14 protein-coding genes and 1 pseudogene are annotated in these 12,222 nt (G+C 55.6%); 9 read left to right on the forward strand and 6 right to left on the reverse strand.

Features of this window, described 5'->3' with window-relative positions; translation table 11 throughout:
- Window positions 1-54: 54 nt before the first annotated feature.
- Window positions 55-594 (reverse strand): PadR family transcriptional regulator, encoded by a 540-nt coding sequence (locus ACIQJ2_RS00090; protein ID WP_400666765.1) that lies wholly within the window; start codon window positions 592-594, stop codon window positions 55-57.
- A gap of 90 nt (window positions 595-684) precedes the next feature.
- Between ACIQJ2_RS00090 and ACIQJ2_RS00095 the strand changes: the two genes are divergently transcribed.
- From ACIQJ2_RS00095 to ACIQJ2_RS00120, 6 genes are all read left to right on the forward strand, one after another.
- Window positions 685-1,092 (forward strand): DUF6194 family protein, encoded by a 408-nt coding sequence (locus tag ACIQJ2_RS00095; protein WP_400746394.1) that lies wholly within the window; start codon window positions 685-687, stop codon window positions 1,090-1,092.
- Window positions 1,073-2,026 carry a helix-turn-helix domain-containing protein gene (locus tag ACIQJ2_RS00100; RefSeq protein WP_400666762.1) on the forward strand — a complete coding sequence of 318 codons (954 nt, stop codon included), beginning with the start codon at window positions 1,073-1,075 and terminating at the stop codon, window positions 2,024-2,026. The genes ACIQJ2_RS00095 and ACIQJ2_RS00100 overlap by 20 nt, the downstream gene beginning before the upstream one ends.
- Window positions 1,993-2,502, forward strand: coding sequence for a VOC family protein (locus ACIQJ2_RS00105; RefSeq protein WP_400666760.1), 510 nt, complete (start codon window positions 1,993-1,995; stop codon window positions 2,500-2,502). Before ACIQJ2_RS00100 ends, ACIQJ2_RS00105 begins: the two co-directional genes overlap by 34 nt.
- Before the next feature lie 88 nt (window positions 2,503-2,590).
- The gene (locus ACIQJ2_RS00110; RefSeq protein WP_400666758.1) at window positions 2,591-2,941 is read left to right on the forward strand and encodes a VOC family protein; all 351 of its coding nucleotides are present in this window, start codon (window positions 2,591-2,593) and stop codon (window positions 2,939-2,941) included.
- 327 nt (window positions 2,942-3,268) lie between these two features.
- On the forward strand, window positions 3,269-3,886 hold the full coding sequence (locus tag ACIQJ2_RS00115) for an NAD(P)H-dependent oxidoreductase (RefSeq protein WP_400666757.1): 618 nt from the start codon (window positions 3,269-3,271) through the stop codon (window positions 3,884-3,886).
- A gap of 285 nt (window positions 3,887-4,171) precedes the next feature.
- On the forward strand, window positions 4,172-4,327 hold the full coding sequence (locus tag ACIQJ2_RS00120; RefSeq protein WP_400666859.1) for a GrpB family protein: 156 nt from the start codon (window positions 4,172-4,174) through the stop codon (window positions 4,325-4,327).
- Between the two features lie 49 nt (window positions 4,328-4,376).
- Here the strand turns inward: ACIQJ2_RS00120 and tnpC are convergent, their stop codons facing one another.
- From tnpC to tnpA, 3 genes are read right to left on the reverse strand one after another with little or no spacing between them, the layout of a single operon-like run.
- Window positions 4,377-5,975 carry an IS66 family transposase gene (tnpC, locus tag ACIQJ2_RS00125; protein WP_400666755.1) on the reverse strand — a complete coding sequence of 533 codons (1,599 nt, stop codon included), beginning with the start codon at window positions 5,973-5,975 and terminating at the stop codon, window positions 4,377-4,379.
- A 53-nt stretch (window positions 5,976-6,028) separates the two neighbouring features.
- The gene (tnpB, locus tag ACIQJ2_RS00130) at window positions 6,029-6,382 is read right to left on the reverse strand and encodes an IS66 family insertion sequence element accessory protein TnpB (RefSeq protein ID WP_400666753.1); all 354 of its coding nucleotides are present in this window, start codon (window positions 6,380-6,382) and stop codon (window positions 6,029-6,031) included.
- On the reverse strand, window positions 6,363-6,785 hold the full coding sequence (tnpA, locus tag ACIQJ2_RS00135) for an IS66-like element accessory protein TnpA (protein ID WP_400666751.1): 423 nt from the start codon (window positions 6,783-6,785) through the stop codon (window positions 6,363-6,365). Before tnpA ends, tnpB begins: the two co-directional genes overlap by 20 nt.
- Before the next feature lie 34 nt (window positions 6,786-6,819).
- Between tnpA and ACIQJ2_RS00140 the strand changes: the two genes are divergently transcribed.
- The gene (locus tag ACIQJ2_RS00140) at window positions 6,820-7,158 is read left to right on the forward strand and encodes a GrpB family protein (protein ID WP_400746397.1); all 339 of its coding nucleotides are present in this window, start codon (window positions 6,820-6,822) and stop codon (window positions 7,156-7,158) included.
- A gap of 462 nt (window positions 7,159-7,620) precedes the next feature.
- Here the strand turns inward: ACIQJ2_RS00140 and ACIQJ2_RS00145 are convergent, their stop codons facing one another.
- Complete coding sequence (locus tag ACIQJ2_RS00145) at window positions 7,621-8,478, reverse strand: oxidoreductase (protein ID WP_400666747.1); 858 nt, start codon at window positions 8,476-8,478, stop codon at window positions 7,621-7,623.
- A 115-nt stretch (window positions 8,479-8,593) separates the two neighbouring features.
- On the opposite strand from ACIQJ2_RS00145, the gene ACIQJ2_RS00150 reads away from it, so the two are divergent.
- Both ACIQJ2_RS00150 and ACIQJ2_RS00155 read left to right on the forward strand, forming a co-directional pair.
- Window positions 8,594-9,529, forward strand: a complete 936-nt coding sequence (locus ACIQJ2_RS00150; RefSeq protein ID WP_400666746.1) for a LysR family transcriptional regulator — start codon at window positions 8,594-8,596, stop codon at window positions 9,527-9,529.
- A 69-nt stretch (window positions 9,530-9,598) separates the two neighbouring features.
- A pseudogene (locus ACIQJ2_RS00155) lies at window positions 9,599-9,916 on the forward strand (NIPSNAP family protein).
- 812 nt (window positions 9,917-10,728) lie between these two features.
- Here ACIQJ2_RS00155 and ACIQJ2_RS00160 read toward each other — a convergent pair.
- On the reverse strand, window positions 10,729-11,823 hold the full coding sequence (locus tag ACIQJ2_RS00160; RefSeq protein WP_400666744.1) for a DNA topoisomerase IB: 1,095 nt from the start codon (window positions 11,821-11,823) through the stop codon (window positions 10,729-10,731).
- Window positions 11,824-12,222: the final 399 nt, after the last annotated feature.

Below are 12,222 nucleotides of genomic sequence, written 5' to 3' on the forward strand. Positions count from 1 at the left end.
TATTCCCATCGATTCGCAGCCTTGATATCGACCATGCTGATTGGGAAAGGCGCATCAGTCTTCTCGCTCACTCGCTATTTTCCTTTCAAGTCGAGCCACCGACCGCGCGGTGGCTTCGAGATAACCGGTCCATAGATCCAGAAGATCAGCGGTGCGGGGCACGGCCTGATCGTTTGGCATGTTCTCCGAAAGCTTTTGGAGAAACGTCTTATTGGCGTTGAGCCGCGCATGTAGTGACACAAGGAGACTTTGGGCGCGTTCTGGTGGCAGTTGCCCGACGAATGCAATGCCGGCGCTCAATTCGGGGAGGTCGAAACTGCCTACCGCTTTCTCTAGGAGGGAAAAGAACTCCGTCGTCCCTTCGTGGGTCAGGGAAAAAACCGTTCGCTCCGTCCCGCGCGCGCCCGACTCCCTGCCAGAGGTCGCCAGCTTCCCTTCTTTATGCAGTTGCCCGAGCGCGTGATAGATCGAGCCCGATCTCACAGTCGTCCATGTTTCCACGCGCCAGTCATCCAGTTGACGACGCAGCGCGTATCCATGCGCCATGCCAAGATATCTGATCGTACCCAGAATGAGCAGACGCGTGACGTTCATAATGCTCCAGCCTTTGTCTTAAGCCATTAGCCAAACTTGACTGAATGCGCTATGGTCATTTGGTCAAATTTGACTAAAAGGAGGCTCCATATGCCCTCATTAGAGACCATCAATTCCGACATTGTTTCACTCGGTTCGGATGTTCATGTCGATACGAGCACGCCCGACATCTTTTTTTTCAGGGGCGCGGAGAGGCGAATGCCCTTCGCTACCATGGTCACGCGTGACACCGAATTCGATAGTCTCTCTAGGCTGGATGGCGATAGGGCGTTCCGCCTTAACGTGGCGCTTGATCGGGACACGTTCGGAGCCCTGTTCCCGGATCACACCTCTCGCTCAGCTTTGGCGGCGGCGGATTTCGATTATGCTGCTCGCGACGAGCTCCTGCCGCATCCTGTCTATGGACGCATGCACTGGGTTTGCGCCGTCAGCCCCGAAAATGTCTACTCCGAGTGCCGCGTGCTTCTTCGCAAGGCGTATGAACTCGCCCACCGGTAGAACCGTCGAGATCTCCGGGAAATGCGACGCGCAAACGGCAAGATGCACGACATCCACCGCGGTTGCCAAACGTCTGTGCTTTGGCGAATGTGCGCATGCCTTAAAAGATATCTTGTTGATGGTTGAAGCCCGTATGCTTTTTTGCCGACCCAGGGACGAGCGTCTCTCTGCTTTCGTTGATTATATTTGGGTGTCCGATGAGCAAGCGGACCGACCCGGCGAACGCATTTTACCAAATGCCCGTTCCCAGATTCTCGTGAACCTGTCTGGAAACGGAATCGAAGAGCGAAGTATCAATGGGACGCACTTCCATGTATCCGGCGGAATAGTGATGCAAGGACCGAGAAAACGCCCGGTCCTCATCGCACAGTCCGCCCGCGACGCCCTTTGCGGAATTAGCTTCAAAGCCGGCGGTGCTCACTTCTTTTTCAGCGATGCGGTCAGCTCTTTTTCCGACAGGCTGATCGACCTCGATCTTGATTGGGGGCCAACTGCGACCGAGTTTCATCACAAGCTGTTGGAACTCAAGTCTCCAGAATCTCGCATTATGTTGTTGGAAGCCACCCTCATCGCTAGGGCCTGCCGTCCGCTAGTTGCGGATAGGCGCTTAAATTGGGCGTGCCACTGGCTCGGCCAGGGAATGCCCGTTCATCGAGCAGCCGAGAAGCTGGGACTTAACGCACGAGATATGATTTCGTGGTTCAGGCAGAGGACTGGCCTGTCGCCAAAGCTTTACTCCCGGATTTGTCGATTTCAGAATCTCATCACATCAGATGCCGATGAGATTAGATGGAGCCATCTTTCTGATTTGTACGGATATTCCGATCAGGCACATATGATACGTGACTTTAGGGAGTTCACCGGCCTGACCCCTGAGCGGTACCGGAAGGCCAATGTCGAATGGAAAAATCACGTCCCCGAGCCAGACTTGTAATTTTTTTCTATATCGCTGTTGTCAAATCCTTATCCTCAGCCTTTCAGCGCAACCTGGGATTTGAGGATATGGACAGCCAACTTTTCGAGAATGTTGTACCGCGCCTTATCGTGATTGGCGCAAAAGCGGCGATAGATTTCTATCGGGCCGTCTTTGATGCCGAGATCCTGGGAGAATATAGCGATGACAACGGAACAATCGTCAACGCTGTTCTAAGAATCGGCACCTCTACGATTTCAGTGGCTGAACAGGTCATAGCCTGGCAATGGATGTCCCCCGCAGAAATTGGCGGGTCGCCCGTCTTGCTAACTCTGACTGTCGCCGATCCTGACGACATCTCCACCCGAATGATCCGGGCGGGAAGTGAAATAGTCGTTCCTATAAAGGATCGTCCATACGGAAAGCGCGAAGGTCGTGTCCGTGATCCTTTTGGGCATCTCTGGATATTGAGCTGTCCGAGCCGCGAAAGCCGTTAACAGGCAGTCAGGAGCGGGACCCGATTTATTTGCAAACCCAGCCGCTGGCTAGACCTTCGAGGCCGTCACCGATCAGAGGAGCAACACCTTGGCCGTCAAACGCATCGTAGCGAACATCAATGCGGACAGAACGGGGCATGCGAAAAGATTCTACGGCGACATCCTCGATATGTACGTTGTGATGGACCATGGATGGATCGTCACCTACGGATCAGATGGCCCCATGACGCCCCAGGTCAGTATTGCCTGCGAAGGGGGATCCGGAACACTGGTGCCCGACCTCTCTATCGAGGTTGACAATCTGGATGAGGTTTATCGTCGCGTGTATGCCGCCGAGCTTCCTATCGAATATGGCCCCAAGATCGAGCCGTGGGGTGTCCGTCGCTTCTACGTGCGCGATCCTCTCGGGCGGCTAATTAACATTCTTAGCCATGAGTGAGGACTATCACGGCGCAGTGACAACAGTCGGCACTGATGATCGACCGCAGTCGGAGTGCTTTCGCAGCTTCTCGTGGTACCTGGCCAATGCTCAGAAGGCGGCAGCGTCAGCTCCCAACAGTCCCGAGAGATAGCTTGAGGCCGTGTCCCTTCTTGGTGGTGATAGGTCAACGCTCGCGATGGTCTTTAGCGCGCGCGAAAAGCTGGATTTAGCCCGACGGTTTCTACCAATTCTCCAGTGAGCCGGAGCTCGTTCGGCGATGGAGTGTCGAGCAGTGCCGGTTTAATCTTTCTTTTCTCTTGTTTCTTCTTTCTTTCTGAGGATCACATGCGTATCTTTTCCCTTGTTGCCCATCCACGCTCTTCGAGCTTTTGCCATGCTATTTCCGATCGCGCTTGCAGGGAGCTAAGTGCCCTGGGCCATGAGGTTCTTCATCACGACCTTTATGCCGAGAAATTTGACCTCTGTCTGACGGCGGAAGAGGCCTACAGCATAGGTGCCACGCTGGAGGAGACCCTTTCTCGCACGGCGGACCCGCTCTCGCGGCGGCATCGTTCCGAGATCGCATCAGCCGGGGGTCTTCTTGTTGTCCACCCAAACTGGTGGGGAAAGCCTCCAGCTATTCTGGCTGGATGGCTCGATCGGATACTTGTTCCGGGTGTCGCCTATCGACTTGCCGCGTCCGATGGATTGCCGGATGGACTTCTTTCAGTAAAAAAGGCCCTGATCTTCAATACTTCCGACACTCACGAAGAGCGCGAGAAAACGGAACTTGGCGATCCGCTTGAGCTAATCTGGGGCAGGTGCGTGCTACCATATTGCGGCGCGGAAACCCATCTTCGGCACGTGTTCAGGCCGGTGGTGGGAAGTTCGAACGAGCAACGCAGGTGCTGGCTTGAAGAGGTTGAAAGGATCACCCTTCAAACTTTCGATAGCAGATCATAGGAGACGGATCGCGTATGCGCTAAGCCGCGCGGAATTTTGACAGTCGCTGGTTGTCGATTTCACCTGAGGTTTATCGCCAAATCTTGAAGCAGATAGCGACGTCGCGCCTCCTAAAATCTGTTACGCAATAGGTTTTCGTCGTAGGTTTCGGAAACTTTGTGGCAAAATTGTCGGTTCAAAAATGGTCAGTCCCGTAATCATCGTGCCATATGATCCAGCTTGGCCCCATATTTTTTCTCGGCTCCAAGTTGAGATCGCGGCAGCTCTAGGGTCAACTGCGCTTGCATTGAGCATGTTGGAAGCACTGCGGTACCCGGTTTAGCTGCCAAACCCATAGTCGACATTGATGTGGTGATTCCTTCCGAAGCCGACCTTTCTCTCGCAATTTGTAAGCTCTCGAAAAGTGGTTATACCGTAAGCGCGATTTTCGATGCGCATTGACGGCTGTTGCAGCGCTAGATCGCCCCGTCGATAGCGATATCCAGCTCTATTATGCCGCAGAGGTTTTGGAGAAGTTGATCGGCAACAGGTCGCCTATGTAGGCCGCTTCGTCCCGCTGCGGCAACTCGGTGAGCACGTGGCGCAGCCATGCCAGCGGATCGACGCCACAGGCGCGGCAGGTGAGCATCAGACTGTAGATCACGGCACTGGCCTTGGCTCCGTCGGCGGTGTCGCTGAACAACCACGATTTTCTGCCGGTGGCAAAAACTCTGATCTCGCGTTCGAGAATGTTGTTATCGATCGGCATCCTGCCCTCGCTGGTATAGCGTGTCAGGTAATCCCATTGGTTCAGGGTGTAAGACACGGCATCGCCGAGCTTGGTATCCGGCACGACCTTTGGCGCGATGTTGTCGAGCCACGTCTTTAGGGCGTTCAGGACAGGCAGGCTGTGCTGTTGGCGGAAACGGCGAATGCAGTCAGCCTTCGTCTCCCCGGCATCTGGGGTTTTGTCTCTTGCCTGCTTTTCGATCCGGTAGAGCTGCTCGAAGAACCGGAGTGCCTGCTCCGGCGGTCCGCCTCCATTCTTCCTGCTTTTGAGGGCCTCGACGAAGCGCCGCCGTGAATGGGCCATGCACCCGATATGGGTTGCGCCATGCAATGTGCGCCATGCGGTGTAGCCATCGGTCACCAATATGCCGCGATAATCACCCAGGAAGGTCTGCGGATAAATCTGACCGCGGCCCGGTTGATAGTCGAGAAGCACGATTGGTTGGTCACTGTCCTCGCCGCTGCGGTACGCCCACATATACGACGTGCTGGTGGCTTCCTTGTCCTTTTCCTTCAGCACCTGAACCGTCGTCTCATCGCCATGAATGAGAGGCTGTGATCGCAGCCGCAGCTTCAGAGCGTCATAGATGCGATGTAGATGCTTTTCGCTCGAACCAATCACCCAATGAGCAAGTGCGCCACGGCTGATCGGTACGCCGGCCCGCTCGAATGTTTGCGCCACGCGATAGAGCGGTGTGCCATCGACGTATTTGTGGACGAGGGCGAAGGCCAACGTCGAAGCAGTGGCGATGCTGCCCGGCAGAGGCTGCTTCGGCATAGGCGCGATCACGACCGGCGTGTTGATCCCGGTGCGGTCGCAATGGCGGCAGGCGTACTTGAACCGCACATTCTGCAGGACCTTTGCCTTGACCTCGATATGGAGCTGCTCGGTAACGGCCTCGCCCATGCGATGCATTTGGCCGTTGCAGCAAGGACAGGTCTTCTGGTCGTCGGGAAGGTCGTATTCGACACGCTGGCGCGGCAAATCTGCCGGCAGAGGCCTGCGGCCACGCTTCTTGCCCGTCTGACCCTCTATCGCTGGCAGGCCAGTGTCCGGAAGCTCGACGACGTCGTCGCCGGCATCACCGTCGCTACCGTCATCGTCGCCCATCGCCTCTTCGGCTTCGTTGAAGAGGCGGTCGATGTGCTTTTCGCTGCGAGGGGCAAAACGATGGAGCTTTGCGAGTGCCAGCTCCTCTTCCAGCTTGACGACCCGAAGCGACAGCGCTTCCTTCTCGGCTTTGAGCGCGGCGATTTCAGCAGCATTTGCCGCCAACTGCGCCATCAGTTCTGCAATGCTTGGCTCGCCGGTTCTCGTCATCAGATTCTTGAATCTGAACCGCCCCTGCGCGTCAACAGCTCAATTCGCCATCCTCAGCCGGCGATCTGATATTGCCGAACCGGATGGCGCACCATCGCATCGATATCGATGCCGTCGAGGATCCAGTGGAGCTGCTCGCTCGTCAGTACGACCACCGGCACCTCTCGGCGCGGCCATCGGAACTTGTCTTCGGTCAACCGCTTCAGGATGAGCACAAAGCCCGAGCGATCGAAGAACAGCAGCTTTACCCGGTCACGCCGGCGATTGCAGAAGGCAAACACAGCAGGAGTAAACGGGTCCAGCGCCATCGTCTCCTGGACCAGGACCGCAAGGCTGTTGATGCCTGCCCGGAAGTCGATCGGTTCGCGATGCAGATAGACTTTCAGATCAGCGCCCAGTCTGAACATGACCCAACGCTCCTATGATCGCCGCCAGGCCATCGACATCGCTGCACTCCACCGTCAGGCTGACCCCGTTCGGCAGCACTGCGTTCAGCTTGGATGCATGAGATCGTTTGCCGACCGGCTCCGCATTCGTCAGTGGACCGCTGGCAGAGGACGAGTGCATATCCGCAGCTATCCGAACCGGAACGAACGCAGATACCGCAGGCAAAGCATGCTCTTCTCTGGCTCTCTTCACCCACTTGCGAACGAGATTGGCATTGACGCCGTGCTCCAGAGCCAGACGCGAGACCGAAACGCCGGGCTGTAAACACGCTGCGACAAGCTGGTCTCGAGAGGCAGGGTCATACCGACGGCGGCCGTCGCGACCAACATGCCGCACCTGCAGTTTAGGAGCATTTTCATCCATGATTTGGTGTCCACCTATTTTTGGTGGACACTTCATGCCTCAGAGCGCTGCGCCTCAAAAGGCGCACCGAAATGCGCGCTTACGTTATACCTACGAGGGAGAGAGAGGAGTTGATGGGCGTTACGCCTTTGCCCAGCCGAGCGGTTTGCCCGCGCATCATCTCTACCTATGTGCAGCGGCCAATGCAGAACTTGGGCGGCACATAGCTTTTCGCGACTACTTGCGCACCAATCCCGGCGCGGCGAAAGCTTACGGACTTCTCAAAAAGCGCCTTGCCGATAGGTTCGGGTCTGACCGCCAAGGCTATTCCCAGGCCAAAACGACTTTTATCGTAGAATCACTCTCGAGGTTGCTGGGACACACCCCATCGTGATCCGTGATGGCAAGCTCTGCGTAGAGGGACGAGCTTTCATTATCGTGCCTATCTCTTACTAAGCTTACCAATCATTTGCCGCTCTTGATCGGCCAGCGCAACAAAAGGCGATATCCGCCTCTCCTTATTCCAGCAAATTAGAGCATCAAGCTAGATCGTTTGCATTGTGGAAAAAGTGGAGTGGACCCTCGTGCGGAATGCGTGCCATTTATGTCGCGAAAGGCCAAAGCGTCTTCTTGCGCCGCGAGAGGGCGACTCTCTTAGCAATTTCCTAAACAATCAGAAAAACACGGCGACAGCCGCCCCGGCGAGAATAGAAAGTATGTTGCCGCCGGGGCTTCGATATTCGCCCTAGAAACTATGCTCCCGTGCGATCGCCATCATAGTTACTATGACGGATTTGGATGGTCCGCTCCGCGTGGTGCCAGGGCAGAGAGGGCCCTCTTTCACCAAGCCGAGGGGTCAGGCAAATGGATTGCCAGCGGCCCTTTCATCAGTAAAGTCAGTCGAAAGCGTCACGTCCTTCCAGGCGGCATATTCTTCGCGAAGGTTCTCCAATTTCTGCTCGACCAGCTTGATCGCATCCGATCCCAGCAGCAGGTGCGCAGGTGGGTTTTCGCTGTTTACGAGCTTAACCACGGCCTCGCCAAGCTTCCTAGGGTTACCAAGCTGTTTGCCGCTCATCGCAATCCGTCTTTCGCGGATTGGATTCATCAGCGTGTCATAATCCTCAATTCCACGCGGCGCGCGGCTCATAGATCGCCCGGCCCAGTCGGTGCGAAACGAACCGGGCTCGACCGCCGTGACATGGATGCCGAAGTCTTTCACTTCCTTGCCGAGTGCTTCTGACAAGCCTTCAAGCGCGAACTTTGAGCCGTGATAGAAACTCAAGCTTGGCATGGTGATGAGGCCGCCCATCGAGGTGACGTTGATCACGTGGCCCGAACGACGCTTGCGCATTTTTGGCAGCACGGCCTTCGTTACGGCGACGGCGCCGAAAACATTGACTTCGAATTGCCGCCGTAAATCTTCGAGCGTCGATTCTTCAAATGTCCCCTCATGCCCGTAACCGGCATTGTTGACGAGCACATCGATAGGCCCAACCTCTCGCTCGATGCGATCGATACTCGGCTGGACATCCGAATAATCTGTCACGTCGAGGACAACGGCAAAGGAACGTCCTGCGGACAGCGCCGCGAATGCGCTTAGATGCTTTTCGTTTCGCAGCGTGCCGACGACGCGGTCGCCCGCCGCCAATGCTGCTTCGGCGATGGCCTGGCCTAAACCAGAACTCACGCCCGTGATAAACCAAGTCTTCATCGGGTTGTCTCCTTACTTGTTGCCTACGGTCCTGCCGGGCTTCAATGGCCTAGTTCATTTGCGGTGCTGAGATTAGCCTCTAGATTTTCCATGCGGTATTGAGCATGATTCAGCAATGAAGTGCATCGAACCCAACCACCTGGCCATTTTCCTCACCATTGCGCGGCACGGGAGCTTTCGCCGAGCGGCGGACGAGATCGGCGTCACACCTTCAGCTCTCAGCCATGTTCTTCGCGCGCTGGAGGAACATCTCGGGGTTCGGCTTCTCAATCGGACAACGCGCAGCGTCGCGCTGACGGAGGCCGGCGAACGGCTGCGAGCGCGCGTGGCGCCGGCTTTTCGCGACATTGACGACGCTCTGGACGACCTCAACACCTTTCGCGATACGCCAACTGGTAGGTTACGCATCAACGCCGCAAGGCCCTCGACCCAGATGGTACTTCTACCGATTGTCACCCGTTTTCTAGCTGCCTTTCCCGGAGTGAATGTCGATATCGTCGTTAACAATGCCCTCGTGGACATGGTGTCATCGGGATTTGATGCTGGCGTCCGCTTCGGAGATGTCGTTGCGCAGGACATGATCACCGTTCCGCTCGGCCCTCCCCAACGCTCAGCCTATGTTGCCTCTCCAGAGTTCTTCAGGCGCTACCCGACACCGGGCACTCCGGACGAACTGAAGAACATACCTTGCATTAAGTTCCGTTTCGAAAGCGGGCGCTTCTATACGTGGGAGTTCGAGCGTGACGGTGTGGAGCTTTCCGTGGAGGTCTCTGGACAGCTCACCCTTGGCGAACAGGATTTAGCCGTGCAGGCGGCTCTCGACGGTGCAGGCGTCGCCTTTGCATTCGAGGGCCAGGTCGCGGAACTAATTGACCAGGGGCGGCTTGTGCGGGTTCTCGAGGAATGGTGCCCGTACTATCCTGGCTTCCATCTCTGCTATCCAAGCCGTAGACAATTGCCGACCACATTACGGGCCTTCGTCGACTTCGCCAGATCGTCGGCAACCCCAAGCGCACTTTCAACACGCTCCGGGAGGGATCAAAGCGCCTGAACGACAGCATAGCCGTTGACTTGGAACTGATCACGAATGTCTTGCCACAATTGACCAAAGGAAGCATCGATGATTACCTGCGTGGTGGATTATATCATAGACCCTCGGAAGATAGCTGATTTCGAGAGGTTCGGGCGGCGCTGGATCGAACTTATCGAACTGCACGGTGGTGAGCATCACGGCTACTTTCTGCCATCTGAGGGGGCGAGCGATCGCGCTCTCGCTTTGTTCAGTTTTCCGAGCTTTGCGGCCTATGAAGAGTATCGTGCTCATTTTGGAAAATCGCAGAGCTTTATCTAGGCAGATCGCATTCGAGACGAGAGCGGGTGCGTCATACGGTACGATCGAACGTTCATGCGGCCACTTTCAAGAATTTCGAAAACCTAGCCTGCGTTACTGACGGCTTTATATCTCCATCTGAGTGATGCTCGAGTAGCCACTGCGCCAAGAGCAAAGCGACCGTGTTCCGCTAGTACGTGGTTTTGAAACCGGTGAGCCGGTCAGGAACATCGTGACGATCAATGAGAGGTTATGGCCGAGAGGATGATCGATACCTCACCTTTTCCCAAATCATAGGTTCTCGCTTCCCACAGATTGGCTTCAGTGCAAATACCGTCGGTCGTCGAGGGTTCTCGGGCAATCGAACCCGGCATTCGCGTAAAACATTCTGTTACCAACCGCGTTTTCCGAGAACTGTTTCAAAGGCGGAGCTTTCGTGCCACCGAATGAGAACTTGACCGACTTCAACGCGATCCATAGACCGCGAAAGGCATCCACGCCCCCAGGCTCGACGAAATCGAGTGCAGGAAATGCTACCTCGACAGTTCGAAGACGCCGCTCCGCGCGAACTCGCGGGAAGATTAGTAGCGGCCGCGGCCAATTTTTGAATCATACACGATCTAGACTGCCCCAAGTCGATCTGATGGTGCGAGCAACGAGATGTGGACAATCACTACATCCACCCACAACAACAAGACACTATATTCCGGCACCTGGCAGCACTTGGTATATCAACGATGGAGAGCGTTCCAGACTTCGCATGCAATCTGGGTGTGGGGTGTTTGAAAAAAATAAACGCTACACGGCCTTCAGTCGAGGCGATGGCGACGAAGGCCCGAATTTAAGGCAGATTGCTGATAAAAGAAATTTATGAAGTCAGGCAGTTGATTGTGCTGATTACAGCGTCGATACTTATCTGATTAAGCGACTCCTTCGCCGGACACGCCACTAGAAATTGTAGATCGTTTCTTGAGCCATTGTAAAACGCGGATTTCCTCTTCACCCAGCCACTGGAGCAGCCGCTTGCTTTTACTCTTCAGCCTCAGCACATCACGAAGCCTGCCCGTTTGAAAATCCTCGAAGACCGCTGGATGGATATACGACGTGCGACATACCGACCGGGTGTTGACGAGCTTTGCGGCAACTGCGTCGATTGCTTCGTTGAGCTGGCGAGCAAGTTCTCGCTTTGTCCCAGCGGCTTCGAGAAATGCCAGCTTCTCCACCGCCATGCAGGTTGCACCCCAGGTGCGAAATTGCTTCGAGCTGAACTCGTCACCGGTGATCTCTCGGATATAGGCATTTACGTCATGTGAGGAGATCGGCCTGCGGCCGCCCCCATCGCAGATGTATTGAAAGAGATGCTGCCCCGGCAGCTCTTGCAGCTTTCGCACGACGTTGGCAATGCGGCGGTCACTGTGAGCCAGGTTCCACTCCTTGCCCGACTTTCCTTTAAAGCGAAACTTCATGCTCCCACCTTCAACCTTCACGTGCCGGCTACGCAACGTCGTCAGGCCATATGACTTATTTGCCTCGGCATAGGCAGCGTTCCCGACGCGGATGTAAAGGTTGTCGAGCATCCAGACCACCGTGGCGAGAGCCTTGTCCATCGTCAAGCCGCGAGAATGTAGATCTGCTTCGACCCGCTCACGTAAGTCCGGCAAGCTATCGGCAAAATCAACAAGGCGCTCGAACTTTGCTTTTCCGCGCTCGGCATGCCAGTCTGGATGGTAACGATATTGGCGGCGACCCCGAAGGTCTCTGCCGATTGCCTGAAGATGGGAAAACGGGTTGGTCGAGATCACGACATCGGTATAGGCTGGCGGTATCGCCAATGCGCTCAAACGCGAGATCTCAGCGGAATCGGTGACCCGCCGTCCATCCGGCCGGTAGTACAGAAACCCCCTGGCTCCCATCTTGCGGGTAATTCCGGTATCCAATCCAGGCAGGTATACCAAGCCGGATGCCAGCTTGGCTTGCGCGGAGCTCGTATCGATTTCGGTGATGAGCTGGTTCATCCCCTAATAACTCGCGCAGAATTTGTCTGTTCCTTTGCCTCAGCGGTAACGCAGAAATTGTGATACCGACCGGCTTGATTATTCTAACATCCGCATGAAAGGGTCTGATGGCCAGGTACTGTCGCGCGGAACGCGAAACCTTCATTGTCAACCCAATTTCGATCTCGGCCCCTGAGGCCGCATTGTCGAAAGCCCACCAAACGTTCAGCGCCAACAAGTCAGAGAGCGACATGATATCGTCATCGGTGCAGCTCCAATATTATATCTTCGGCTTACCTTGCGGACACGCATATTTCGCAATGTCGGCCAACAACTTTCTTGCAGGCCCTCCAAACGGGAAGGCCGGTCGGTAGCGCCTGACGCCCCGTATTTCGGCTTCTTCTTTCTGATGGTGGTTTC

The sequence above is a fragment of the Rhizobium sp. NPDC092011 genome (genome assembly GCF_044756305.1).
Classification (GTDB): Bacteria; Pseudomonadota; Alphaproteobacteria; order Rhizobiales; family Rhizobiaceae; genus Rhizobium.